Source organism: Pseudomonas sp. GZD-209, from assembly GCF_049310485.1.
GTDB classification, from domain to species: Bacteria; Pseudomonadota; Gammaproteobacteria; order Pseudomonadales; family Pseudomonadaceae; genus Aquipseudomonas; species Aquipseudomonas sichuanensis.
This window is the reverse complement of sequence record NZ_JBMOWQ010000058.1, coordinates 15,847-38,759: the sequence shown is the minus strand read 5'-3', so window position 1 is coordinate 38,759 and position 22,913 is coordinate 15,847. Positions and strand designations below refer to the sequence as shown.

General features: G+C 66.3%; 23 protein-coding genes. 5 read left to right on the top strand and 18 right to left on the bottom strand.

Annotated elements, in window-relative coordinates; translation table 11 throughout:
- The first annotated feature begins 90 nt into the window (after positions 1 to 90).
- Positions 91 to 3,567 (top strand): NahK/ErcS family hybrid sensor histidine kinase/response regulator, encoded by a 3,477-nt coding sequence (locus ACO6VM_RS09035; RefSeq protein WP_422403158.1) that lies wholly within the window; start codon positions 91 to 93, stop codon positions 3,565 to 3,567.
- Here the strand turns inward: ACO6VM_RS09035 and rmuC are convergent.
- Together rmuC and ACO6VM_RS09025 are read right to left on the bottom strand one after the other, a co-directional pair.
- A complete protein-coding gene (gene rmuC / locus ACO6VM_RS09030) occupies positions 3,539 to 4,897 on the bottom strand; it encodes a DNA recombination protein RmuC (protein WP_401059583.1) in 1,359 nt (452 codons plus the stop codon). The two genes, ACO6VM_RS09035 and rmuC, sit on opposite strands and share 29 nt — an antisense overlap.
- A 225-nt stretch (positions 4,898 to 5,122) precedes the next feature.
- Positions 5,123 to 5,536, bottom strand: a complete 414-nt coding sequence (locus ACO6VM_RS09025) for a tetratricopeptide repeat protein (protein WP_401059556.1) — start codon at positions 5,534 to 5,536, stop codon at positions 5,123 to 5,125.
- A gap of 942 nt (positions 5,537 to 6,478) precedes the next feature.
- On the opposite strand from ACO6VM_RS09025, the gene ACO6VM_RS09020 reads away from it, so the two are divergent.
- From ACO6VM_RS09020 to ACO6VM_RS09010, 3 genes are all read left to right on the top strand, one after another.
- Positions 6,479 to 6,703: a hypothetical protein gene (locus ACO6VM_RS09020; protein ID WP_125463009.1), complete on the top strand. Its 225-nt coding sequence runs from the start codon at positions 6,479 to 6,481 to the stop codon at positions 6,701 to 6,703.
- A gap of 245 nt (positions 6,704 to 6,948) precedes the next feature.
- The gene (locus ACO6VM_RS09015; protein ID WP_401059554.1) at positions 6,949 to 7,431 is read left to right on the top strand and encodes a hypothetical protein; all 483 of its coding nucleotides are present in this window, start codon (positions 6,949 to 6,951) and stop codon (positions 7,429 to 7,431) included.
- 158 nt (positions 7,432 to 7,589) lie between these two features.
- Positions 7,590 to 8,867 (top strand): OmpP1/FadL family transporter, encoded by a 1,278-nt coding sequence (locus tag ACO6VM_RS09010; protein ID WP_422403157.1) that lies wholly within the window; start codon positions 7,590 to 7,592, stop codon positions 8,865 to 8,867.
- A 43-nt stretch (positions 8,868 to 8,910) separates the two neighbouring features.
- Here ACO6VM_RS09010 and ACO6VM_RS09005 read toward each other — a convergent pair whose 3' ends face one another.
- Positions 8,911 to 9,840 (bottom strand): LysR family transcriptional regulator, encoded by a 930-nt coding sequence (locus ACO6VM_RS09005; protein WP_401059552.1) that lies wholly within the window; start codon positions 9,838 to 9,840, stop codon positions 8,911 to 8,913.
- Positions 9,841 to 9,955: 115 nt separating this feature from the next.
- Between ACO6VM_RS09005 and ACO6VM_RS09000 the strand changes: the two genes are divergently transcribed.
- Positions 9,956 to 10,216, top strand: a complete 261-nt coding sequence (locus ACO6VM_RS09000) for a DUF2798 domain-containing protein (RefSeq protein ID WP_390970317.1) — start codon at positions 9,956 to 9,958, stop codon at positions 10,214 to 10,216.
- Positions 10,217 to 10,377: 161 nt separating this feature from the next.
- Here the strand turns inward: ACO6VM_RS09000 and ACO6VM_RS08995 are convergent, their stop codons facing one another.
- The 15 genes from ACO6VM_RS08995 to cobO all read right to left on the bottom strand — a co-directional run bounded on the left by ACO6VM_RS08995 (position 10,378) and on the right by cobO (position 22,862).
- Positions 10,378 to 10,929: a glutathione peroxidase gene (locus tag ACO6VM_RS08995; RefSeq protein ID WP_125463004.1), complete on the bottom strand. Its 552-nt coding sequence runs from the start codon at positions 10,927 to 10,929 to the stop codon at positions 10,378 to 10,380.
- A gap of 42 nt (positions 10,930 to 10,971) precedes the next feature.
- Positions 10,972 to 11,094 carry a hypothetical protein gene (locus ACO6VM_RS08990; RefSeq protein ID WP_347150570.1) on the bottom strand — a complete coding sequence of 41 codons (123 nt, stop codon included), beginning with the start codon at positions 11,092 to 11,094 and terminating at the stop codon, positions 10,972 to 10,974.
- Positions 11,091 to 12,293, bottom strand: a complete 1,203-nt coding sequence (locus tag ACO6VM_RS08985; RefSeq protein ID WP_422403156.1) for an MFS transporter — start codon at positions 12,291 to 12,293, stop codon at positions 11,091 to 11,093. Before ACO6VM_RS08985 ends, ACO6VM_RS08990 begins: the two co-directional genes overlap by 4 nt.
- 64 nt (positions 12,294 to 12,357) lie before the next feature.
- Positions 12,358 to 12,762: a MarR family winged helix-turn-helix transcriptional regulator gene (locus ACO6VM_RS08980; RefSeq protein ID WP_110993050.1), complete on the bottom strand. Its 405-nt coding sequence runs from the start codon at positions 12,760 to 12,762 to the stop codon at positions 12,358 to 12,360.
- A 54-nt stretch (positions 12,763 to 12,816) separates the two neighbouring features.
- Positions 12,817 to 13,995 (bottom strand): glycoside hydrolase family 5 protein, encoded by a 1,179-nt coding sequence (locus tag ACO6VM_RS08975; protein ID WP_422403155.1) that lies wholly within the window; start codon positions 13,993 to 13,995, stop codon positions 12,817 to 12,819.
- A 98-nt stretch (positions 13,996 to 14,093) separates the two neighbouring features.
- Positions 14,094 to 14,828: an adenosylcobinamide-GDP ribazoletransferase gene (locus ACO6VM_RS08970; protein WP_422403154.1), complete on the bottom strand. Its 735-nt coding sequence runs from the start codon at positions 14,826 to 14,828 to the stop codon at positions 14,094 to 14,096.
- 1 nt (position 14,829) lies between these two features.
- Positions 14,830 to 15,399 (bottom strand): alpha-ribazole phosphatase family protein, encoded by a 570-nt coding sequence (cobC, locus tag ACO6VM_RS08965; protein ID WP_422403153.1) that lies wholly within the window; start codon positions 15,397 to 15,399, stop codon positions 14,830 to 14,832.
- A complete protein-coding gene (cobT, locus tag ACO6VM_RS08960) occupies positions 15,396 to 16,451 on the bottom strand; it encodes a nicotinate-nucleotide--dimethylbenzimidazole phosphoribosyltransferase (RefSeq protein ID WP_347150576.1) in 1,056 nt (351 codons plus the stop codon). Before cobT ends, cobC begins: the two co-directional genes overlap by 4 nt.
- Positions 16,448 to 16,969, bottom strand: coding sequence for a bifunctional adenosylcobinamide kinase/adenosylcobinamide-phosphate guanylyltransferase (gene cobU / locus ACO6VM_RS08955; protein WP_401059536.1), 522 nt, complete (start codon positions 16,967 to 16,969; stop codon positions 16,448 to 16,450). The genes cobT and cobU overlap by 4 nt, the downstream gene beginning before the upstream one ends.
- Positions 16,962 to 18,425 carry a cobyric acid synthase gene (locus tag ACO6VM_RS08950; protein ID WP_422403152.1) on the bottom strand — a complete coding sequence of 488 codons (1,464 nt, stop codon included), beginning with the start codon at positions 18,423 to 18,425 and terminating at the stop codon, positions 16,962 to 16,964. Before ACO6VM_RS08950 ends, cobU begins: the two co-directional genes overlap by 8 nt.
- On the bottom strand, positions 18,422 to 19,414 hold the full coding sequence (cobD, locus tag ACO6VM_RS08945; protein WP_422403151.1) for a threonine-phosphate decarboxylase CobD: 993 nt from the start codon (positions 19,412 to 19,414) through the stop codon (positions 18,422 to 18,424). Before cobD ends, ACO6VM_RS08950 begins: the two co-directional genes overlap by 4 nt.
- Positions 19,407 to 20,315, bottom strand: coding sequence for an adenosylcobinamide-phosphate synthase CbiB (gene cbiB / locus ACO6VM_RS08940; protein ID WP_401059530.1), 909 nt, complete (start codon positions 20,313 to 20,315; stop codon positions 19,407 to 19,409). Before cbiB ends, cobD begins: the two co-directional genes overlap by 8 nt.
- Positions 20,312 to 20,962: a 5,6-dimethylbenzimidazole synthase gene (bluB, locus tag ACO6VM_RS08935; protein WP_422403150.1), complete on the bottom strand. Its 651-nt coding sequence runs from the start codon at positions 20,960 to 20,962 to the stop codon at positions 20,312 to 20,314. Before bluB ends, cbiB begins: the two co-directional genes overlap by 4 nt.
- On the bottom strand, positions 20,959 to 22,254 hold the full coding sequence (locus tag ACO6VM_RS08930; RefSeq protein ID WP_422403149.1) for a cobyrinate a,c-diamide synthase: 1,296 nt from the start codon (positions 22,252 to 22,254) through the stop codon (positions 20,959 to 20,961). The genes bluB and ACO6VM_RS08930 overlap by 4 nt, the downstream gene beginning before the upstream one ends.
- Positions 22,251 to 22,862 carry a cob(I)yrinic acid a,c-diamide adenosyltransferase gene (gene cobO, locus ACO6VM_RS08925; protein WP_153785001.1) on the bottom strand — a complete coding sequence of 204 codons (612 nt, stop codon included), beginning with the start codon at positions 22,860 to 22,862 and terminating at the stop codon, positions 22,251 to 22,253. The genes ACO6VM_RS08930 and cobO overlap by 4 nt, the downstream gene beginning before the upstream one ends.
- Between the last annotated feature and the right edge of the window lie 51 nt (positions 22,863 to 22,913).

Genomic DNA, 22,913 nt, shown 5'->3' with positions numbered 1-22,913 from the left:
ACTGCGACCAACGTCGGCGCTGACGAACCCGCCCCTGCGTGCCAGACTGATTGATCGTGACCGCGTTTCATTTTTTGCTCCGGAGTTTGCATGTCGTTGTCCAGCGGGCTGATCGCCGTGGTCGCCCTGGCCTATATGGCCATCATGTTCGCCATCGCCTTCTACGGCGACCGCCGCAGCACCCCGTTGCCGCCGAAGCTGCGTGCCTGGGTGTACAGCCTGTCGCTGGCGGTGTACTGCACCAGCTGGACCTTCTTCGGCGCGGTCGGCCAGGCCGCCGAGCAATTATGGGCGTTCCTGCCGATCTACCTGGGCCCGGTGCTGCTGCTGATCTTCGCGCCCTGGGTGCTGCAGAAGATGGTGCTGATCAGCAAGCAGCAGAACATCACCTCGATCGCCGACTTCATCGCCGCCCGCTACGGCAAGTCGCAAACCCTCGCCGTGGTGGTAGCGCTGATCTGCCTGGTCGGGGTGCTGCCCTACATCGCCCTGCAGCTCAAGGGCATCGTGCTGGGGGTGAACCTTCTGATCGGCGCCAACGCCGACGCTACCGGCAGCCGCGTGCAGGACACCGCGCTGGTGGTGTCGCTGGTGCTGGCGCTGTTCGCCATCGTCTTCGGCACGCGCAGCCTGGACGTCACCGAGCACCACCGTGGCATGGTCCTGGCGATCGCCTTCGAGTCGCTGGTCAAGCTGCTGGCGTTCCTCGCCGTGGGCGCCTTCGTGGTGTTCAACCTGTACGACGGGTTCGACGACCTGTTCACCCAGGCGCGCCAATCGGTGCACCTGGAGAGCTACTGGCAGGAGACCATCAACTGGCCGTCGATGGTGGTGCAGACCGCCGTGGCGATGATGGCGATCATCTGCCTGCCCCGGCAGTTCCACGTAACCGTGGTGGAGAATATCGAGCCCCAGGACATGCGCCTGGCACGCTGGGTGTTCCCGCTGTATCTGGCCCTGGCCGCGCTGTTCGTCGTGCCCATCGCCCTGGCCGGGCAGATGCTGCTGCCGGGCACGGTGATCTCCGACTCGTTCGTGATCAGCCTGCCGTTGGCCGAAGCCCACCCGAGCCTGGCGCTGCTGGCCTTCATCGGCGGCGCCTCGGCGGCCACCGGCATGGTCATCGTCGAGGCCGTGGCGCTGTCGACCATGGTCTCCAACGACATGCTGCTGCCCTGGCTGCTGCGCCGCAACAACGCCGAGCGGCCGTTCGAAGCGTTCCGCCACTGGATGCTCTCGGTGCGCCGGGTGACCATCGTGGTGATCCTGCTACTGGCCTATGTGAGCTACCGCTTGCTCGGCTCCACCGCCAGTCTGGCGACCATCGGCCAGATCGCCTTCGCCGCCGTGACCCAGCTCACCCCGGCCATGCTCGGCGCGCTGTACTGGAAACAGGCCAACCGCCGTGGCGTGTTTGCAGGCCTGGCCGCCGGCATCTTCCTGTGGTTCTACACCCTGGTACTGCCGATCGCCGCCCACAGCCTGGGCTGGTCGCTGTCGCTGTTCCCGGGGCTGGCCTGGCTGCACGGCAACCCGCTGGACCTGCCGATCACCCCGCTCACCCAAGGCGTGGTGCTGTCGCTGGCGGGCAACTTCACCCTGTTCGCCTGGGTCTCGATCCTGTCGCGCACGCGGGTCTCGGAGCACTGGCAGGCCGGGCGCTTCATCGGCCAGCAGACCAGCGCCCGGCCCAGCAGCAAACCGCTGCTGGCCGTACAGATCGACGACCTGCTCAACCTGGCTGCGCGCTTCGTGGGCGAAGAGCGTGCCCGGCAGAGCTTCATCCGCTTCGCCTACCGCCAGGGCAAGGGCTTCAACCCCAACCAGAACGCCGACGGCGACTGGATCGAACACACCGAGCGCCTGCTCGCCGGGGTACTCGGCAGCTCGTCGACCCGCGCAGTGGTCAAGGCGGCCATCGAAGGCCGCGAGATGCAGCTCGAGGATGTGGTGCGCATCGCCGACGAGGCCAGCGAGGTGCTGCAGTTCAACCGTGCGTTGCTGCAGGGCGCCATCGAGAACATCAACCAGGGCATCAGCGTGGTCGACCAGAACCTGCACCTGGTGGCCTGGAACCGGCGCTACCTGGAGCTGTTCAACTACCCTGACGGGCTGATCAGCGTCGGCCGACCGATCGCCGACATCATCCGCTACAACGCCGAGCGCGGCCTGTGCGGCCCGGGCGAGGCGCAGGTCCATGTGGCCCGGCGCCTGCACTGGATGCGTCAGGGCCGGGCGCACTCCTCCGAGCGGCTGTTCCCCAATGGCCGGGTGATCGAGCTGATCGGCAACCCGATGCCCGGTGGTGGTTTCGTCATGAGCTTCACCGACATCACCCCGTTCCGCGAAGCCGAGCAGGCCCTGCGTGACGCCAACGAAGGCCTGGAGCAGCGGGTGGCCGAGCGCACCCACGAGCTGTCGCAGCTCAACCAGGCGCTCACCGAGGCCAAGAGCCGCGCCGAGGCCGTCAGCCAGTCCAAGACCCGTTTCCTCGCTGCCGTCAGCCATGACCTGATGCAGCCGCTCAATGCCGCGCGGCTGTTCTCCGCCGCACTGTCGCAGCAGGCCGAGGGCATGAACGACGAAGCCCGGCAGCTGGTGCAGCACATGGACAGCTCGCTGCGCTCGGCCGAAGAGCTGATCAGCGACCTGTTGGACATCTCGCGCCTGGAAAACGGCAAGGTCACCCCCGACGTCAAAGCCTTTGCCCTCAACGAGCTGTTCGACACCCTCGGTGCCGAGTTCAAGCTGCTGGCCGCCGAAAAAGGCCTGGCGTTCCGCCTGCGCGGCAGCCGCCTGCGGGTGGACAGCGACATGAAGCTGCTGCGCCGGGTACTGCAGAACTTCCTCACCAACGCCCTGCGCTATGGCAAAGGCCCGATCCTGCTGGGCGTGCGACGCCAGGGCGAGCGGCTGTGGCTGGAAGTGTGGGACCGCGGCCCGGGCATCGCCGACGACAAGCTGGCGGTGATCTTCCAGGAATTCAAACGCCTGGACAGCCACCAGACCCGCGCCGAAAAAGGCCTGGGCCTGGGCCTGGCGATTGCCGACGGCTTGTGCCGGGTGCTGGGCCATCAGCTGGAAGTCCGCTCCTGGCCGGGCAAGGGCAGCGTGTTCCGGGTCAGCGTGCCGATTGCCCGCAGCGCCGCACCGGCGGCGCCGGCACCAATGGAGCAGCCAGGCCAGCCACTGGCCGGGCTGCAGGTGCTGTGCGTGGACAACGAAGACAGCATCCTGATCGGCATGAACAGCCTGCTCAGCCGCTGGGGCTGCCAGGTGTGGACCGCCCGCAACCAGGCCGAATGCGAGGTGCTGCTGGCCAAGGGGCTGCGCCCGCACCTGGCGCTGGTGGACTACCACCTGGACGATGGCGAGACCGGCACCGGGCTGATGGGCTGGCTACGGGCGCGCCTGGGCGAGCCGGTACCGGGGGTGGTGATCAGTGCCGACGGGCGCAACGAGACCATCGCCATGGTCCATGCCGCCGGCCTGGACTACCTGGCAAAACCGGTCAAGCCCGCCGCGCTGCGCGCCCTGCTCAATCGGCATCTGAGCCTGGTTCAGTAACGGCTTCGTCGCTCAAGGCGCGCTCGATCAATTCGGCCGGCAGGCTCTTGCTGGCCCGGGCGCCGAGCAGCTTGAGCTGCTCGCTGCGGCTGACCAGGTTGCCGCGCCCTTCACAGAGCTTGTTGCGCGCTGCGGCGTAGGCCTTGTCGACCTGCTGCAGGCGGGTGCCGAGTTCGTCCAGGTCCTGGATGAACAGCACGAACTTGTCGTACAGCCAGCCGGCGCGCTCGGCGATCTCGCGGGCGTTCTGGGTTTGCCGCTCTTGCTTCCACAGGCTGTCGATCACCCGCAGGGTGGCCAGCAGGGTGGTCGGGCTGACGATCACGATCTGCCGGTCGAAGGCCTCCTGGAACAGGTTCGGCTCGGCCTGCAGCGCCGCCGAGAACGCCGCCTCGATGGGCACGAACAGCAGCACGAAATCGAGGCTGTGCAGGCCATCGAGGCGGTTGTAATCCTTGCTCGACAAGCCTTTGACGTGGTTGCGCAGCGACAGCACATGCTGCTTGAGCGCGGCTTCGTCGTTGTTGCTGACGAACTGCTGGTAGGCGGTAAGGCTGACCTTGGCATCGACCACCACCTGCTTGTCGCCCGGCAGCATGATCAGCACGTCGGGCTGGAAACGCTCGCCATCGGCGCTCTTGAGGCTGACCTGGGTCTGGTATTCGCGGCCCTTTTCCAGGCCCGCGTGCTCCAGCACCCGCTCAAGGATCAGCTCGCCCCAGTTGCCTTGGGTTTTCTGGCCCTTGAGCGCCTGGGTGAGGTTGGTGGCTTCGTCGGACAGGCGCAGGTTGAGCTGCTGCAGGCGCTCGAGCTCCTTGCCCAGCGAGAAGCGCTCGCGGGCCTCCTGCTGGTAACTTTCCTCGACACGTTTTTCGAACGCCTGGATGCGCTCCTTGAGCGGGTCGAGCAACTGGCCCATTTGCTGCTGGCTGGTCTGGGCGAAGCGCTGCTCGCGCTCGTCGAAGATCTTCGTGGCCATTTCGGCGAACTGGGCGCGCAGGGTGTCACGCGCTTGCTGCAGGTCTTCCAGGCGCTGCTGGTGGCTTTCCTGCTGCTCACGCAACTCGGCCTGAAGGCGAGCCGCCTGCGCTTCGAAGCGGCGCAGCTCGGCTTCACGGTTGGCGCGCTCCAGGCTCCAGGCGTGGGCGGCGTCGCGGGCGTTGTCGCGGTCAATCTGCAAGAGCTCCAGCTCGCGCCCCTGGGCGGCCAACTGGGCCTGCTTGACGGTGTTGGCTTCGCTCAGGTCGCTGATCTCGTCGCGGCCGGCGTCAAGCTGGGCCTGCAGGCCTTCGTGGGCCAGCTGGGCACTGCTCAGGCGCTCTTCGAGCAAGGCCCGCTCTGCGTCCCGGGCACCCTGGCGGCGCTGAACCTGCATGACCCATCCCAGGCAGGGCAAGGCACCCGCCACCAACCCCAGCAGAATGCTGGTCAGATCCACTGCCATGGTTACCCCGAACGATCTTTTGCGAATGCTGCGCAGCTTATCAGCAGCTTGATCAGCTTGCCTGCGAGGCCTCATCGCGGGCCAAGCCCACGCCCACAGTGCGCAGCGCGATCAGCTGTCGCACCACTGGCGCAATAACCGCCGCGCCTCCTGTGAGCCCTGCCCCGCCGCCAGCTCCAGCCAGTAACGGGCCTGCTCGGGCTCCTGGGCCTGGCATGCACGCCCGTACTCCAGCTGTGCGCGGCGATCACCGGCGCGTGCAGCCTGGCGCAGCAGCTCGTGGCCGATGCGCCGGTCGCGGGCGTTGCCACAGTCGCGGCACAGCATCTGCCCCAGGCGGCTCTGGGCCACCACCACGCCCTGGCGGGCCGGCTGTTTGAGCATCCGCCCGGCCAGGTGCTTGACGCTGGGTTTGTCGCCCAGGCGCGGGCTGTCGAGCAGCCACAAGGCAACTTTCAGGGAAAAGTGTTTTTTGGGGGGCAACGATGCATCCGGACTGGCGAGGTGTTTACCGCGAAACTTCATGACCGACAGCGTAGGTGACTCAAGAGGCGCGCCACTCTACTCTTTTTTTTTCGCCACGGCCCGGCGACTTTTGGCCAGGATCGATTTTATTTTCATGTTTTTTTCTTGACGTTTTTGCGAGGCGTAACTCCACCCCCACAGCATCACCCCGATTGTCGGACACTTGCTGAAACTGCTGGCACGCCCGTGCTAGAGCAAGCGCCCGGGACAATCCACAGAAGCTGTGGATAACTCGGTGGACAACCCCCTCGCGAAGCCCGCAAACCCCTATGAACCGGGGCTTACAGTCAAACTGTCGATTTTTTCACCAGTAAAAATTAGTGTTTTTTTTCATTGACTTAAGCTCGCAGTCAAGTCATTGGCGAAGCGTTTGCGGCCTGTTGCACGCGGCTAACAGCCACTGTCTCAAATGTGTACAAGTGCACCATCAAACGGCATGGGCGTGCTCGAAAACAGGCCATCCAAGCATTTGACGGGGCAGTTCCCCTCTTCACAGCACCGACAAGAATCGACATAATGGCCGGCTTCGCTGAAAACAACTGGATGCTTGCCAACCCTCGACCATTCGTGTAGGGTGCGCCCTGTTAGTACCCAGCTGAAAGTCAATTCCGGCCACACAGTCCTCGCATATGCCCTCGACCACGAGCAGGCAATGCCCCATCAGGACCGGCCCATTCGATGATCCACTTGGCAGCCAACGCTGCTCAAGCACGAATCACGTCTCAGATTGATCAGGATCTTCCCCGGTGCCTCGAACCCTGGCCCCGGTGTGCTGCCTGCCTTTTGTCGTACCTACCAGTCAGCCCAGCGCCCACCTTTGCTTGCGCCACTCTGGCTGCCCTGTTCCAGTCAGGTTCTGCGTCTCCTTAATAAAGACGTCACTGGAACGTTTCTATTGTGCACGGATCAAACCCCGTGTCTTACGCAGGAACATCCAACAATATGAGTAACCATCATCAAATTCAGGTTGCCGCTGGCACCCTCTCCAAAGCCTTCGCTCCACTGAAGTGCCTGATCGTAGCGCCCCGCAAGGGCAGCTTCAGTTTCACCCTGGTCGACGAGTATGGCGTCGCTTGCCACTCCGAGCGCCTGTACCCGGACCAGTACACCCGCGCCGAGCCCTTGCAGGCAGTGATCGAGCGCACCCGCCAGTCGCTGGTTGCATGAATGAATGGCGCGCGATTCATGCCATGAATCCATGCCCATGCAAGCTGCCTGACGGTTCTTGGCTTAATTGCCAGCGGGCATATGCCCCGCGACCTCAGGCAGCAATCGATTTAAAAACAGCCCTTTACACCATGCTTATCACACTACACTTCAACTCGAGCGGCCGTGGTCGCTTCCGACGGGCCTGACCACTCACCAGCTGCCAAGCTCCAGCGCCCGTCGGTCCTGATCTGTTCGAGGGCACCATGGGCATCGCTGCGAACGAGTTGAGTCGATACGTGATCCGGCCAACGCTGATCTACCTGAACCGCCACTGCGAAAGCGCCGAAGCATTGTTACTGGGCGTTGCCGCCAGCCAGTCGGCACTGGGCTCCGCCTTGCACGACAGGCGCGGCCACGGCCTGTACCGCATTGCCGAGCACCGCCACCGCTGCCTGTGGGACCAGTTCCTCGCCCGCGACCCGGAGCTGGCCAGCCTGGTCCGTGGCCTGGCCAGCCAGCACGCCTTCCTCGGCGGGCCGCACCTGGAACTCACGGTCAACCTGCGTTACGCCACCGCCATTGCCTGGATGCTCATCGAGGAGCAGGCCACCCCGCTACCCGCCGCCGACGACCTGCTGGGGCTGGCGCGCATCTGGCGCCAGACCTTCCACCCCCAGGGCCGCTTGCGTGACTTCACCAGGGCCTGGCAGCACTGCATCGAACCCGTTGCGACAGAGCCGTTCTGAGAGTCGTTCTGAGAGTCGTTCTCGTATACACCCCGGAAAAATGGAATTTTGGTCGGATTGTCCTACAAAACCGCTCTATCTCCTGCGTTACAGCCTATAGCGTGGAGCGAGATTTGTTGGTAGCTTTCCGCCCCGGAGATCCCAAGGAGTTTCTAATAATGAAAAAAGCAATGCTCAAAACCTCCCTCGGTATTGCCGTTGCCCTCGCTTCCAGCCACTTGCTCGCCAGCGGTTTCGCGCTGAACGAACAAAGTGTCAGCGGCATGGGGACAGGTTTCGCGGGTCGTTCTTCTTCTGCCGAAGATGCCAGCACCGTGTACGGCAACCCGGCGGGCATGGCGCGCCTCAAGCGCGAACAAATTACCGTGGGTGGCGCAGCCATCTTTGCAAAATCCGACATTTCCGGCCGTGGCAGCAACCTCGGGGGGGAAACCGATGGTGACATGGTCCCGGTCGTCGGCGTGCCGATGGGTTACTACGTCAAGCCGATCGACGATAACTGGAGCGTCGGCTTCGGTGTATACGTACCGTTCGGCCTGGTGACCGACTATGGCAGCGGCGACGCCGCACGCTACTGGGGCAAGAAGAGCCACGTCGAAGTGGTGACCTTCCAGCCCACCGTCAGCTATGCCTTCAACGACAAAGTGTCGATCGGCTTCGGTCCGACCATCAACCGCATCAAGGGCGAACTGGGCTCGAACACCGTCAACCCGTTCACCCCTGGCCGCAATGACGGCGAAGTGAAGATCAAGGGCGACGACACCGCCGTCGGCTACAACATCGGCATCATGGTCCAGGCCACCGACCGCACCCGCATCGGCCTGACATACCACTCGATGGTCGACTACAAGCTCGAAGGCGACACCAAGGTCAACAACGCGCTCCTCGGCCCGTTCAGTGGCAGCAAGTTCGACGCCGAACTGAAGATCAAGACCCCGGAGTCGGCCGACTTCTCGATCACCCACGAGCTGGATGACCAGTGGACCCTGTACGCAGGCACCACCTTCACCCGCTGGAGCCGCCTGAAAGACATCACCGTCACCAACGAGCTGCCGGCACGGGTTGCCGCCAACCCGGTCGGGCGCGGGCTGGGCACCATCACCGAGGAGCAGAACTGGCATGACACCTGGGCTGGTGCCATCGGTGCGGCCTACAAGGTGAACAAGGAGTGGACCCTGCGCACAGGCTTCTCCATGGACCAGTCGCCGACCAACAACCAGGACCGCTCGCCGCGCATCCCTACTGGCGATCGCAAGATCTTCAGCCTGGGCGCCGGCTACAGCCCGACCGACGACATGACCATCGACGTGGCCTACTCCTACCTGTGGGAGGAAGACACCAAGGTCAACCTGGCGAGCCCGACCAAGGGCCGCTACCAGGCCAAGTACGAAAACAGTGCTCACGGTGTCGGTGCATCCCTCACCTACCGCTTCTGAGCCACTGCCGCAGCATGAAGAAACCGCCCTCGTGGCGGTTTTTTCATGCCTGCACGTGCCAGCTGTCGCCCAGGCAGCCCTGCAGATACGCCATGAAGGCACGCACCTTGGTGGTCATGGCGTGGCGATCCGCCAGGCACAGGTATACGTCCATCGGTTCGGTCTGGGCATAGGCCTGGGCGTTGTCGCTGAACTCGAACAATGGCACCAACCGCCCGGCATCCAGGTGCGGTCGTGTGATGAACTCGGCCAGGCGGGTGATGCCGCCATCGTTCAGTGCCATCTGGGTCAGGGCGTCGATGTCGTCGCTGATCAGTACCGGGCCGAACTGCGCCTCGAAACGCAAGCCATCGCGCATGAACCCCCAGGGCAGGAAGCGCCCGTCCACCGGGTAACGGAACACCAGGCAGCGATGCTCGCGCAGCGCCTCGGGCGTGGCCGGCCAGCCGTTGGCGGCCAGGTAACCGGGCGAGGCACAGCAGATGAAGGGGATGCGCGCGATGTGCCGGGCCAGCAGATGATCTTCAAGCTGCGGGGTGATGCGCAGGCTGACGTCGACGTCCTCGCGGGCATGATTGACCTTGCGGTCAGTCATCACCAACTCTATCGAAAGCTGCGGATAGCGCGCGGCAAACGCCGGGATCAGCGGCGCCAGCACATGCCGACCAAAGGCCGAACTCGAGGCAATGCATAACCTGCCCTGCGGTTCGCTGTCGGGTGTGGTCACGGCTTGCTCGGCCAGGGCCAGGTCACGCTCGATATGGCTCACCCGCGCGTAGTACAGGCTGCCTGCCGGTGTAAGCGCCATACTGCGGGTGGTACGCGACAGCAGGCGGACCTGCAGATGAGCCTCCAGACGCGCCAGGTTCTGGCTGACTGCTGCCGGGCTAAGCCCCAGCACGCGGGCGCCCCCGGCAATGCTGCCGGCCTCGACCACCTTGATGAAACTGCGGATGGCGTTGAGCAGGTCCATGTCGTGCCCTTCGGATTCGTAAGAATCTCTTTATAAAGAACACACTGGGCAAGGTCTACAGGCGCTTGGGCAGTCATTGCTAACCTGCGCCCTCACCTTTCGCACAGGAATAGCCATGAACGAGCCTCTTGCACTGCGCAACCGACGCAAGCTGCACCCAGCTGCAACACCCTATGTCTTTGCCTTTTTCATGTCGGGGATCATGGCCATGCTGATGTGCTTCGTGATCACCGCAGCCACCGCCGGGGTGGGCGACGATTACCTGAGCAAGGTGCTCAAGGCCTACCAGCTGGCGATGCCGGTGGCCTTTGTTTGTGTGCTGATGGTACGGCCACTGGTGGTGCGCCTGGTGGCGCTGACGGTGCATCCTCATTAAGGCGAGGTTGGGCCTCAGGTGCCTGGCGGTGTTTTTGTAGCGACTATGAGATCGAGCGCCGCGCGGGCGGCGCTCGATCTTGAAGGCGCTGCAAACCTGTCGTCCTGCAACTGGTGGCCTACATGCAATCCCAAGGCAGGAACCAGGCCCCCTCAGCAACCTCAGGGCTGTGAAGCAATCGCCTTCTCGATCGCCGCAGTAAACGCCGGATCATCCGGCTTGGTCAGGCTGGAGAAATTGCCGATGACCTTGCCCTTGCGGTCCACCACGTACTTGTAGAAGTTCCACTTCGGTGCGCTGCTCTGATGCGCCAGCTCGACGAACAGCGGGATCGCATCCTTGCCCCGTACCGGCTGGGTCTTGGTCATGGTGAAGGTCACGCCGTAGTTGGCGTAGCAGACCTTGGCGGTCTTCTCGCTGTCGGCGTCTTCCTGCTTGAAGTCGTTGGACGGCACGCCCAGCATCTCAAGCCCTTGGCCGTGGTAGGCCTTGTAGGTCGTTTCCAGCCCTTCGAACTGCGGGGCGAAGCCGCAATAGCTGGCGGTATTGATCACCACCAGCGGCTTGCCAGCAAAGCGCTGGCACAGGTCGATCTGCTCCTTGCCACGCAGTTCGGGCAAGCTGCCCTGCAGCAGGGCCGGGCAGTCAGCAGCCCAGCTAGAAGTCGCGGCGGCCAGGGCCAGCAGGGGTAAGGTCAGCCAGCGTGCATGCATCAGGGGTGCTCCTGCAGGAAAATGCTTCCTGCAGGGTAGCGCCTAACACAGGCTCATGCCCAGCTGCAGCAACGCCAGCCCGCCCTGGTGCCAGCCCCACCAGGCCAGCGCCAGCAGCAACAAGACCGCAAGCGCCAGCAAGCCGCGCCCGAGCAGGCGGTTCATGCCGCCTGCGCCTGCAACCGGGCCACCGGCCGCTCGCGCACCGGCCAGTTGAGTGCGGCGGCCAGCAGGCTGAGCAGGATCGAGATCTGCCAGACCAGGTCGTAGCTGCCGGTCTGGTCATACACCACACCGCCCAGCCAGCCACCCAGGAACGCCCCCAGCTGATGGAACAGGAACACGATGCCCCCGAGCATGGACAGGTTGCGCACACCGAACAGCGTGGCCACGGTGCCATTGGTCAACGGCACCGTCGACAGCCACAGCAGGCCCATGGCGATGCCGAACAGGTAGGCGCTGACCTGGGTCACCGGCGCCCACAGGAACAGCACGATCACCACTGCCCGCAGCAGGTACAGCGCGGTCAGCAGGCGCGGCTTGGACATGCGCCCGCCCAGCCAGCCGGCGGTGTAGGTGCCGACGATGTTGAACAGCCCGACCAGCGCCAGCACCGTGGTACCGGTAATGGCCGGCAAGTGCTGGTCGACCAGGTAGGCCGGCAGGTGCACGCCGATGAAAACCACCTGGAAGCCACAGACGAAGAAGCCCAGGGCGAGCAACCAGAAGCCCGCATGCGAGCAGGCCTCGCGCAACGCCTGGCCGAGGCTCTGATCGGCGCCATGGGCAGGCATCGGGTTGTCGCGCAAAAGGCCCACCAGCGGCACGATCAGCGCCACCATCAGGCCCAGCACCAGCAGCGCCGCCGACCAGCCCAGCCACTGGATCAGGCCGAGGGTGCCGGGCAGCATGGCGAACTGCCCGAACGAACCCGCCGCGCTGGCTATGCCCATGGCCATGCTGCGTTTTTCCGGCGGCACGGCACGGCCGACCACGCCGAGAATCACCGAGAACGACGTGCCTGACAGCCCGATGCCGATCAACAGGCCGGCACTGAGCGACAGTGACCAGATCGAGTCGGCCATGCCCATCAGCACCAGCCCCGTGGCGTACAGGATGCCGCCGATGATCACCACCTTCGCCGCGCCCAGCCGGTCGGCCAGCGCGCCGGAGAACGGCTGGGCCAGGCCCCAGATGAGGTTCTGCAGGGCGATGGCAAAGGCGAATACCTCGCGGCCCCAGCCGAAATCGGCGCTCATCGGCGCCAGGAACAGGCCGAAGCCATGCCGCACACCCAATGACAGCGCCAGGATCAGCGCTGCCCCCAGAAGTACCCAACCGCTGGTCCGCCATACGGAAGTCATTGTCGTTGTCTCCAGCACATCGCAAGGTTTATGCGGGTATATACCCGCTTATGATCGTAATGCATCAAGCCAGCCGCTCCAGCAGGCGCACCAACTCGTCGCGCTGGCCTTCGCCCAGTTGTTCCACCAATTGCTGCTGGGCCTGCTGCCAGGCCGGATGCGCCGCTTCAAGCCGTGCCCTGCCCGCCTCGCTCAGCAGCACCAGCCGGTTGCGTTGGTCGTCGCCATCGGCCAGTTGCACCAGCCCGTCAGCCTCCAGCACCCGCAGGTTGCGGCCCAAGGTACTGCGCTCAAGGCCCATGGCCTCGGCCAGGCTGGTGATGCTCGGCCGGTCTAGCCGCTGCACGTGGCGCAGCAGGGAAAACTGGGCGACATTGATGCCGAAGCCGGCAAGGGCCTCGTCGTAGTGTCGGCTCACCCCACGGGCAGCACGACGCAGGTGGGTACAGATGCATTCACTGGTCAGCATGGTTACGTGTATATACCCGCAATATGGATGTTGCAAGAAGTTTCATGAGCGCCATCACGGCTGCAGGCGTCGACGGATCGGCTCGAATTCGCGTGTGGCCTTGCGTGGCAGCGGGTCCGGCGCGCCCTGCTCGATCGCCTGCCAATACCGCCAAGGCACCTTGGCCGCACCCAGCTCGTAGTCCATGCCGTCCCAGCTGTCCTCACGGAAGCTGTAGAACGCCCAATGCAACTGCTGGCGGTCGAGCACCGTCAGCACGTCCTCCAGGTACTGCCGACACCCAGGTAGGCGGCGCATGCAGCCGAACTCCCCGACCACCAGCCGCGAGCGCGGCAGCCCGACCGAAGCGGCCCAGTCCAATGGCTGCTGCAGGTACCGCGCGACCCGCTCGCCATCCCACTGCTGCGTCTGCCCGGCGAACGGCACCGGCCCCGGGTAGGCCAACGGCTGGCGACGGGCCATGTTCGGCGCACTGGTGGCGGCATAAGGCTCATACATGTGCACGCTGTACAGCACGCGGGGGTCGTCCGGTATCGACGGCCAGTAAGCGAAGGCATCAGCGGCGGCGTACCAACCGGCATCGAGCATGACCGGCGTCTTTGCGTCGACGTCGCGGATGGCCGCCAGCAGTTGCCGGTAAAGCGCCGGCAGGTCGCGCGCAGTACCCTGCTGGCCCAGGTACCACTGCTTCATCTGCGCTGCGGTGGCGTGCTCGGCCAGGCCACCGTGCTTTTCCGGCGCGGGCTCGTTGATGAGGTTGTAGGCGGCGATGGCCGGGTGGTCCCTGAGTGCCAGTGCCAGGTCACGCCAGAACCGTGTGGATTGCTCCCAGAAGCGCTTGTCCTGCCACAGGCGGTCATCGAAACGCCCCTGATTGTTCTGTGCCCAGCGCATGCCTGGTAGCGACAAGGGCGTGATCACAATTTTGAGGCCCGCCGCGTGGGCACGGTCAAGGACTTCCAGCAACTGTTGCAGATCGGCCTGCGCCAGCCCTTGATAATCATCCGCCGAGCCCAGGAGAAAGTCGCGTGCCGACGGCTGCCACTTGTCGTAGGAAAGCCGCACCCAACTGGCCCCATAGCCCTTGAGCGCAACGAAGTAGGCCTGGTCGGGGGGCAGTCGATTGAAGCTATTGCCGCCGTGGCGCGGCAGGCTCCAGAAATTGACGAGGTCGGCGGCGCCTGCGGGCAGGCCGCTCAGGGCCAGCAGGCAGGCGAGGATCCAGTGGCGCATGAGCGCTCCTTGCGAGGGCGAAGCTGCCGAGAATATGTCAGTCCATCAAAGGAAATTTCCGCGACAGCCGCAGGAAAATTCACACGCTGATAACCCGCTCAGCGCATCACCGCCAGCGCTACCACCACCGTCAATTCGAGCAGTTCCAGCAGTGCGCCAGCGGTATCGCCCGTGGTGCCCCCCAGCCGCCGGCACATCAGCTGGCGCAGCCAGGCGAATACCAGCAGTGCCGCCAGCAAAGCCGCCATCACTGCCCAGCCGCCCACCACGCCCACGGCCCCGGCGCTGCTCAGCAGTATCCAGCCAGCGGCCCGGCGCGGCAGATGCTCGGCCAATGCTGTGCCCAGTCCACCCGGGCGCACATAGGGCGTGGTCAGGAACAATCCGAGCATCGCCGCCCGCCCGACTATCGGCGCCACTACCAGCAGGCCGCCTGCGCCGTCCTCCACCAGTACCCACAAAGCGCAGAACTTCAGTAGCAGCACCAGCACCAGGGTGACCACGGCAATCGGCCCGCTACGCGGGTCCTTCATGATCTGCAAGGTGCGTTCACGGTCGCCGAAGCCGCCCAGCCAGGCATCGGCACTGTCGGCCAGGCCGTCGAGGTGCAGGGCGCCGCTGAGCAGCACCCACAATGCCAGCAACAGCGCCGCCTGCAAGGGCGCCGCCACACCTTGCAGCAGGTGGCCGGCCAGCCACAGCAGCAGGCCGAACAGCAGCCCCACCGCGGGATAGAACAGCACCGAGCGCCCCATCTGCGCAGGCGTCGGCATACCTGGCAGGCTCACCGGCAGGCTGCTGAGAAACTGCAGGGCAATCCAGAACGCCAGCATCTCAGCCGACCTCGCGCAAATGGCCATCAAGGCTAGCCTCAAGGCGCATCAACGCCCCATGGCCGACCTCGACTTGCAGCAACTGCTCACGGGGCAAACCACGCGCCCTTGCCAGCAACAGGCGCATCACCCCGCCGTGGGTGACCAGCAGCACGCGCTTGCCGGCATGCTCGCGGGCCAGACGTTCGACCGCTGCCACAACCCGCCCGGCAAACGCCAGCACCGGCTCGCCGGCCGGCGGCGTGAAGGCGTAGGGGTCATTCCAGAACAGGCCCAGGGCATCGGCTTCGGTTTGCATGATCTGCGCCGCGCTGCGCCCTTCCCAGTCGCCAAAGTGCAGCTCGCGCACATCCGCCTCGCGCTGCACCGGCAAGCCCAGGCGCGAGCCCAGCTCGTCGGCGAACAGCGCGCAGCGTTGCAGCGGTGAGCTGACCACGATGTCCCAGGGGCCAGCCTGTGCCACGGCCTGACGCATCTGCGCCCAGCCGGTGGCGGTCAGTGCGTCGTCCAGGCTGCCGCGCAGGCCGCCACCCAGTTCGGTTTCGCCGTGGCGCAGCAGGTCGAGGATCATGCCGGGCGGTCCGCCACCGCCGCTTCGGCGAAGGTCGCCATTTGCCCGTGCAGGGCACAGGCCAGGCGCAGCAGCGGCACAGCCAGCGCCGCACCGCTGCCTTCGCCCAGGCGCAGGCCCAGGGCCAGCAGTGGCTCGGCCTGCAACGCGGCCAGCAGGGTCTTGTGGCCCGGCTCGGCGCCCTGGTGGGCGAACAGCAGCCAAGGCCGGCATTGCGGGTTGAGGCGTACCGCCACCAGGGCGGCGACGCTGCAGATGAAGCCATCGACCAGCACCGCCACGCCGTGCTGGGCACAGGCCAGGTAGGCGCCGGCCAGCGCGGCGATCTCGAAACCACCGACACAGGCCAGGGCCTGCAGCGGTTGGTCGGCGCGCAACCCGTGCAGTACCAGCGCCGCCTCGATCACCTCGGCCTTGTGCCGCACACCGGCGCTGTCCAGGCCGGTGCCCGGCCCGCTCAGTTCACGCGCCGGGCAGCTCAGCAAGGTGCTGGCCAGGGCCGCTGCCGCCGTGGTGTTGCCAATGCCCATCTCGCCGCCGATAAACAGCTGGGCGCCGTCCTCGACCGCACGCAGGGCGCTGTCGCGACCGGCCTGCAGAGCCGCGGCCAGCTGGCTGTCGGTCATCGCCGGCTGGCGGGCGAAGTTGGCCGTGCCCGCGCCCAGGCGCAGGTGGTGCACGCCGGGCAGTTCGAGGGACGGGTCGATGGTGCCGAGGTCCACCACTTCAAGGCGCGCATCAAGCTGGCGGGCCAGCACGCTGATTGCCGCGCCGCCGCCGACGAAGTTGCGCAGCATCTGCCCGGTCACTGCCTGCGGGTAGGCGGAGATGCCCTCCTCCACCACGCCGTGGTCGCCGGCGAAGATGCTGATCGCGACCTTGTCCACGCTGGGCCGTTCGCGCCCCTGCAAGGCGGCCAGGTGAATCGCCAGGCCCTCGAGCTGGCCGAGGGAACCGGCAGGCTTGGTCAGTTGCTGCTGACGGGCGCGGGCCTGGTCCATGGCGGCGGTGTCGAGGGATTGGCAGGCATCACGCCACCACATCTGGGTCATAGAGCGGGTCCTTTGAGCATGAGAGGGAGGCCGGCCACGGTCAGCACCACGCGCTGGCAGCGCTCGGCCACGGCCTGGTGCAACAGCCCGGCGTGGTCGACGTAGCGGCGGGTCAGTTCGCCCATGGGCACCACGCCCAGGCCGGTTTCGTTGCTGACCAGGATGATCGTGCCCGGCAATTGCTCAAGGCACGCCAGCAGCGCATCGCGCTCCTGCACCAGGCGTTGCTCGTCGTCGAGCATCAGCAGGTTGGTCAGCCACAGCGTCAGGCAGTCCACCAGCAGGCAACGCCCTGCGCCGGCTTCGGCACGCAGCACCTTGGCCAGGGCCAAGGGTTCTTCGATCAGCCCCCAGTCGACCGGGCGGCGTTCACGGTGCAGGCGTACCCGTTCGTTCATCTCGCCATCCAACGGCTCGCTGGTGGCGATGTAGGTCACCGGCAAGCCGCTGCTGCTGGCCAGTTGCTCGGCCAGGCGGCTCTTGCCCGAGCGGGCGCCGCCGAGGATCAGGTTACGCATGGGCAGTGATTCCACACAGCTGGCGCAGGTGCGCGGTGTCCAGGTGCTGCTCGACCAGGTCGGCCAGGCGCTCGATATCGCGCTCGCGCAGGGCCTCGTAGTCGATAGGCTGTACATCGGCGAGCCCGGCCCAACGCAGCAGTGCCGCGCACGACTGGCTGCCTTCGAACAGGCCGTGCAGATAGGTGGCGAGAATCTGCCCGTCGGCACTGATGGCACCGTCGCAGCGGCCGTCTTGCAGCTGCACGGCGGGATGTTCCAGGGCCGGGCCACGGGTGACACCGGCGTGAATTTCATAGCCCGCGATCGCTGACTGCTCCAACGCCAGCGTGCCGCTGACGTTGCGCAATTGCTTCTCGGCCTCAAGCACCGTCTCGTAGTCCAGCAGGCCAAGCCCGGCACTGGAGCCGGCCGGGCCTTCCAGGCCAAGCGGATCGTGAACCTCGCGGCCGAGCATCTGCAAACCGCCGCAAATGCCGATCAGCTTGCCGCCGTAGCGCAAGTGCCGGGCGATGGCCGTGTCCCAGCCACGCGCGCGCAACTGCGCCAGGTCACCGCGCACGCTCTTGGAGCCGGGCAGGATGATCAGGTCGGCGGGCGGGATCGGCTGGCCCGGGCCGATGAATTGCAGGTCGACCTGCGGGTGCAGGCGCAGCGGGTCGAAATCGGTGTGGTTGCTGATGCGCGGCAGCACCGGGACTATCACCTTGAGCAGACGTTCGCCTTTGACCGCCTGGCGCACGTCGATGCCGTCCTCGGCCTCCAGGTGCAGGTCGGTGACAAAGGGCAGCACGCCAAGCACCGGCTTGCCGGTGCGCTGCTCCAGCCAGTCCAGGCCCGGTTGCAGCAAGGCGATATCGCCGCGGAAGCGGTTGATGACGAAACCTTTGACCCGCGCCTGCTCGCTCGGCGAGAGCAGCTCCAGGGTACCCACCAGGTGGGCGAACACCCCGCCACGGTTGATATCGGCCACCAGGATTACCGGGCAGTCGACCGCTTCGGCAAAACCCATGTTGGCGATGTCGCCGGCGCGCAGGTTGATCTCGGCGGGGGAGCCTGCGCCTTCGACCATCACCACTTGATAGGCCTGTTCAAGCCGCTCATGGGAGGCCAGCACCGCCTGCATGGCAATGGCTTTGTAGCCGTGGTAGGCCACGGCGTTCATGCTGGTGACCGCGCGCCCATGGATGATCACCTGGGCCCCGGTGTCGCTGTTGGGCTTGAGCAGCACCGGGTTCATGTCGGTGTGCGGCGCCAGCCGGCAGGCTTGGGCCTGCACCGCCTGGGCGCGGCCGATTTCGCCACCGTCGGCGGTCACTGCGCTGTTGAGCGCCATGTTCTGCGGTTTGAATGGCACCACGGCAACGCCTTGGCGCAGCAGCCAGCGGCACAGGGCGGTGACCAGCGTGCTTTTGCCGGCATCGGAAGTGGTGCCTTGCACCATCAGGGTGGTCATGCCGATTCCTTTTGATATTCCAGCAGTGCCTCGCGCAGGCGCAGCTCCTGCGCCGCATTGGCCGGCAGGCCGAAACGCAGCGCCGCCGGTTGCTCGAACAGGCGCACGAGGATGCCGCGCCGGGCGAGGAATTCATGTAACTGCGCCGCACGCTCGGTGGCCACGTACTGGAACAGGTCGCAGCCCCCCGTCGGCGCCAGGCCGGCTTCGCCCAGCAACGCCACCAGCCGCGCGCGGGCCTTGGCGCAGCGGTCGATCTGCATCAGGTGGGCCAGTTCATCGGCCAGGCACACCTTGCCCAGCACCCGGGTCGGGCCGCTCACCGTCCACGGCCCGAGCAGCTCGGCCAGCGCCTGCAGCAGTGCCGGTTGCGCCATCACGAAGCCCAGCCGCACCCCCGCCAGGCCGAAGAACTTGCCGAACGAGCGCAACACGATCAGCCCAGGCCGATCGACATGGCCGCACAGGCTGAGCCGCGGGGTGTTGTCGATGAACGCTTCGTCGACCACCAGCCAGCCGCCCCGCTCTGCCAGCCGGGCATGCCAGGCCAACAGACGCTCACGGGGGATCAGCCGGCCGGTGGGGTTGTTGGGGTTGACCAGCACCAGCACGTCGAGGCTGTCGATTGCCTCATCGACCTGCTCGTCAGCCAGTTCGACCAGCGTGTGCCCCGCGCGCTGCCAGGCGTGGGGATGCTCGGCGTAACAGGGTGTCAGCACCCCGACCCGCCCAGGCGCGCGCAGCTGCGGCAGGGCCTGGATCGCCGCCTGGGAACCGGCCACGGCCAGCAACAGATCGGCGTGATAGTAGGTGCGCGCCGCCTGCTCCAGGCCGTCCTCGGTTTCCGGCAGTCGCGCCCAGGCCTCCTGGGGAATCGACGGCACGGCATAGGGCCAGGGCGCGATGCCGCTGGACAGGTCGAGCCAACGCTCGCGGGCAATTGCGTACTGCGCCACCGCCCGCAGCAGGCGGCCACCGTGTTCAAGCATTCAGGTAACTCCCCAGGCAGATCACCAGCAACCATAGCCATACCCCGCGCTGCACCAGGCTCCAGCCGCGCTCGATGGCGTCGGCGTCGGCCATCGGCCCCTCGCCCAGGCGTGGCCGCTCGTGCAGCTCGCCGTGGTACACCGCAGGCCCGCCCAGCTCCACGCCCAGCGCACCGGCGCCGGCGGCCATCACCGGGCCGGCGTTGGGGCTGTCCCACAGCGGCCCCTGCTGGCGCCAGCAGCGCAGCGCCAGGCGGGTCTTGCCGAGCACAGCGTAGGTCAGCGCCACCAGGCGCGCGGGAATGTAGTTGAGCACGTCGTCGATACGCGCCGCGCACCAGCCGAAGCGTTCGAAGCGTTCGTTGCGATAACCCCACATGGCATCGAGGGTATTGCTCAGGCGATACAGCACCACCCCCGGCGCACCGGCCACGGCAAACCAGAACAGCGCGGCGAACACTGCATCGCTGCCGTTCTCCAGCACCGATTCGGTGGCTGCCCGGGCTACGGCGGGCTCGTCCAGCTCGCGGGTTTCGCGGCTGACCAGGTAACCGACGCGGCGCCGCGCTTCGTCCAGGTCACCCTGGCGCAGGGCCTGGGCCACCGGCAGCACATGCTCGCCGAGGCTGCGCAGGCCCAGCGCGCAGTAAAGCGCCAGCACATCGACCATCCAACCAACGTATGGCAGCCAGGACAGGATCAGCGCCAGCAGGGTCAATGGCACCACGGCGAGGAACCAGGCGCTGACACCATGGCTGCGCCAGCCACGGCCACCGGCGTTCAGGCGCCGCTCCAGGTTCGCCGCCAGGTTGCCGAAGCCCACCAACGGGTGGCGGCGTTGCGGCTCGCCGAGCAAGGCGTCCAGGGCCACGCCCGCGACAGTCAGCAAGGCCACGCTCATGGCCGGTCTCCCCAATGGTTCTCGTACAGCATTTCGCTCAGAGGCCGTTGCTCGGCCCAGTTTTCCAGCGCCAGCATCGGCGCCGGGTAGAACTCGATCACCGGCCCCAGGCACAGCACCGCCACCGGCTTGGCCCCGGCGGGCATGCCCAGCAGCTCGGCCAGCGCCTGTGGCTCGAACAGCGACACCCAGCCCATGCCCAGGCCCTCGGCACGCGCCGCCAACCAGAGGTTCTGGATGGCACAGGCCAGCGAGGCCAGGTCCATTTCCGGCAGGGTGCGACGGCCGAAGATGTGCGGCTCGCGGTTGTCCATCAACGCCGCCACCCACAGTTCGGCGCAGTCGTTGATGCCCTCGACCTTGAGTTTCATGAACTCATCGGAGCGCTCGCTCAAGGCGTCGGCGGTGCGTACCCGCTCGTCCTCCACCAGCGCCTGGATACGCGTGCGCAGCTCGGTGCGGGTGATGCGGATGAAACGCCACGGCTGCATCAGGCCGACGCTCGGCGCCTGGTGCGCGGCGGCCAGCAGGCGTGCGAGCAGCTCCGGCGCCACCACGCCACCGGCAAAATGACGCATGTCGCGGCGCTCACCGATGGCCCGGTAGACGGCCGCGCGCTCGGCGTCGCTGTAGGCGTGGTCGCTCATGGTCGCAGCAGCGCCGCCGCCGCGTCGGGGTTGGAGGGGAAGTAGAAATGCACGTAGGAGGCGGTCAGCCGGCCCAGGCGGTACACCGCTTCGTTGCCACGGCCGCCGTTGGGGCTCAGGCCACGGGCGATCGGTTCCAGCGTGGTGCTGGTCAGCGAGTGGTGGTAGGTGTGCCCGCGCAGGGTGCCTTCCGCCAGTTCGACCGCCTGCAAGGCCAGGGCGGCCAGGCGCTTCTGCATGGTCGCCTCGCCCGGCAGCAGGCCGAGCAGCGCGGCGCGTTCGCCGGCCACGTCGGTCAGGGCATCAAGCAGGTAGAGCATGCCGCCGCATTCGGCCAGCAAGGGCTTGCCCTGGGCGTGGTGGGCGCGGATCGCCTCCAGCATCGGCGCGTTGGCGGCCAGTGCGTGGTGGTGAAGCTCCGGGTAGCCACCGGGCAGGTACAGGCTATCCACCGCGGGCAATTCGCGGTCATGCAGCGGCGAGAAGAATTCGAGGTGCGCGCCGAGGTTGCGCAGCAGCTCCAGGTTGGCGCCGTAGGTGAAGGCGAAGGCTTCATCACGGGCCACGCCGATGCGCACACCCTTGAGCGAAGTCGCAAGCGCTGCCGGCGCTGGCGCGGCAAAACTCACCGGTGGTGGCAACGCCGCATCGCAACTGGCGGCGAGTGCTTCGGCGGCGGCGTCCAGGCGCGCATCCAGGTCATTCAGCTCGCTGGCCTGGACCAACCCCAGGTGGCGGCTGGGCAGCTCGATGCCGCGCTCGCGGGACAGCCCGCCGTACCAGCGCAGGCCTTCGGTCAGGCTGCCTTCGAGCAGTTGCGCGTGACGCAAGGTGCCGACGCGGTTGGCCAGCACACCGGCAAACGGCAGGTCCGGCTGGTAGCGCGCCAGGCCCAGGGCCAGGGCGCCGAAGGTCTGGGCCATGGCCGTGCCGTCGATCACGGCCAGCACCGGCACGCCGAAGTGGCGCGCAAGGTCGGCACTCGACGGGGTGCCGTCGAACAGCCCCATCACCCCTTCGATCAGGATCAGGTCGGCATCGCCGGCCGCTTCCCACAGCAGGCGACGGCTCTCATCAGCACCGATCATCCACAGGTCCAGCTGGTACACCGGCGCGCCGCTGGCACGCTCGAGGATCATCGGGTCGAGGAAGTCCGGGCCGCACTTGAACACCCGCACCTTGCGCCCGAGGTTGCGGTGCAGGCGCGCGAGGGCGGCAGTGACGGTGGTCTTGCCCTGGCCGGAGGCTGGCGCGGCGATCAGCACCGCCGGGCACTGACGTGCTTCACTCACAGTTCAACGCCCTTCTGCGCGCGGATACCGGCCTGGAACGCATGTTTGAGCATGCCCATCTCGGTGACGGTATCGGCCAGTTCGACCATCTCGGGCTTGGCCGCACGGCCGGTGACGATCACGTGCTGCATCGGCGGGCGGGCCTGGATATCACTGAGTACCTGGTCGAGGTCGAGGTAGCCGTGCTTGAGGGCGATGTTCAGTTCATCGAGCACGACGAACTGGATCGATGGGTCCTGCAGCAACTGGCGCGACACGGCCCAGGCGGCTTCGGCAGCGGCGATGTCGCGCTGGCGGTCCTGGGTTTCCCAGGTGAAGCCCTCGCCCATCACGTGGTAGCTCACCTGCTCGGGGAAGCGCCGGAAGAACAGTTCCTCGCCGGTGCTGTTGCGGCCCTTGATGAACTGCACCACACCGCACTGCATGCCGTGCCCCATGGCCCGGGCGAGCATGCCGAAGGCCGAGCTGCTCTTGCCCTTGCCGTTGCCGGTGAGGACCAGCAGCAAGCCGCATTCGTTAGGGGAGTTGGCGATGCGCTCGTCGATGAGCGCCTTCTTGCGCTGCATGCGCGCCAGGTGGCGTTCGTCGCGTTCGGGGGATTCGCTCATCAGGGTTCTCCGCAGCTGTCGCAGCCTGGCGACAGGTAAAAGGCGGGCAGA

What these genes read in the sequence shown, in the direction of transcription:
- ACO6VM_RS09015 (WP_401059554.1), top strand. Translation starts at nt 6,949, where the DNA reads ATGGGCATCGCTGCGAACGAGTTGAGTCGATACGTGATCCGGCCAACG.
- cobC (WP_422403153.1), bottom strand. Translation starts at nt 15,399, where the DNA reads ATGATCCTCGACCTGCTGCGCCACGGCGAAACCGAACTGGGTGGCGGC.
- ACO6VM_RS09000 (WP_390970317.1), top strand. Translation starts at nt 9,956, where the DNA reads ATGAACGAGCCTCTTGCACTGCGCAACCGACGCAAGCTGCACCCAGCT.
- ACO6VM_RS08980 (WP_110993050.1), bottom strand. Translation starts at nt 12,762, where the DNA reads ATGCTGACCAGTGAATGCATCTGTACCCACCTGCGTCGTGCTGCCCGT.
- ACO6VM_RS08975 (WP_422403155.1), bottom strand. Translation starts at nt 13,995, where the DNA reads ATGCGCCACTGGATCCTCGCCTGCCTGCTGGCCCTGAGCGGCCTGCCC.
- cobD (WP_422403151.1), bottom strand. Translation starts at nt 19,414, where the DNA reads ATGCTTGAACACGGTGGCCGCCTGCTGCGGGCGGTGGCGCAGTACGCA.
- ACO6VM_RS08995 (WP_125463004.1), bottom strand. Translation starts at nt 10,929, where the DNA reads ATGCATGCACGCTGGCTGACCTTACCCCTGCTGGCCCTGGCCGCCGCG.
- ACO6VM_RS08970 (WP_422403154.1), bottom strand. Translation starts at nt 14,828, where the DNA reads ATGCTGGCGTTCTGGATTGCCCTGCAGTTTCTCAGCAGCCTGCCGGTG.
- cobT (WP_347150576.1), bottom strand. Translation starts at nt 16,451, where the DNA reads ATGACCCAGATGTGGTGGCGTGATGCCTGCCAATCCCTCGACACCGCC.
- ACO6VM_RS08990 (WP_347150570.1), bottom strand. Translation starts at nt 11,094, where the DNA reads ATGAACCGCCTGCTCGGGCGCGGCTTGCTGGCGCTTGCGGTCTTGTTG.
- ACO6VM_RS09010 (WP_422403157.1), top strand. Translation starts at nt 7,590, where the DNA reads ATGAAAAAAGCAATGCTCAAAACCTCCCTCGGTATTGCCGTTGCCCTC.
- bluB (WP_422403150.1), bottom strand. Translation starts at nt 20,962, where the DNA reads ATGAGCGACCACGCCTACAGCGACGCCGAGCGCGCGGCCGTCTACCGG.
- ACO6VM_RS09020 (WP_125463009.1), top strand. Translation starts at nt 6,479, where the DNA reads ATGAGTAACCATCATCAAATTCAGGTTGCCGCTGGCACCCTCTCCAAA.
- ACO6VM_RS08950 (WP_422403152.1), bottom strand. Translation starts at nt 18,425, where the DNA reads ATGACCACCCTGATGGTGCAAGGCACCACTTCCGATGCCGGCAAAAGC.
- cbiB (WP_401059530.1), bottom strand. Translation starts at nt 20,315, where the DNA reads ATGAGCGTGGCCTTGCTGACTGTCGCGGGCGTGGCCCTGGACGCCTTG.
- ACO6VM_RS09005 (WP_401059552.1), bottom strand. Translation starts at nt 9,840, where the DNA reads ATGGACCTGCTCAACGCCATCCGCAGTTTCATCAAGGTGGTCGAGGCC.
- cobO (WP_153785001.1), bottom strand. Translation starts at nt 22,862, where the DNA reads ATGAGCGAATCCCCCGAACGCGACGAACGCCACCTGGCGCGCATGCAG.
- ACO6VM_RS09035 (WP_422403158.1), top strand. Translation starts at nt 91, where the DNA reads ATGTCGTTGTCCAGCGGGCTGATCGCCGTGGTCGCCCTGGCCTATATG.
- ACO6VM_RS09025 (WP_401059556.1), bottom strand. Translation starts at nt 5,536, where the DNA reads ATGAAGTTTCGCGGTAAACACCTCGCCAGTCCGGATGCATCGTTGCCC.
- ACO6VM_RS08985 (WP_422403156.1), bottom strand. Translation starts at nt 12,293, where the DNA reads ATGACTTCCGTATGGCGGACCAGCGGTTGGGTACTTCTGGGGGCAGCG.
- cobU (WP_401059536.1), bottom strand. Translation starts at nt 16,969, where the DNA reads ATGCGTAACCTGATCCTCGGCGGCGCCCGCTCGGGCAAGAGCCGCCTG.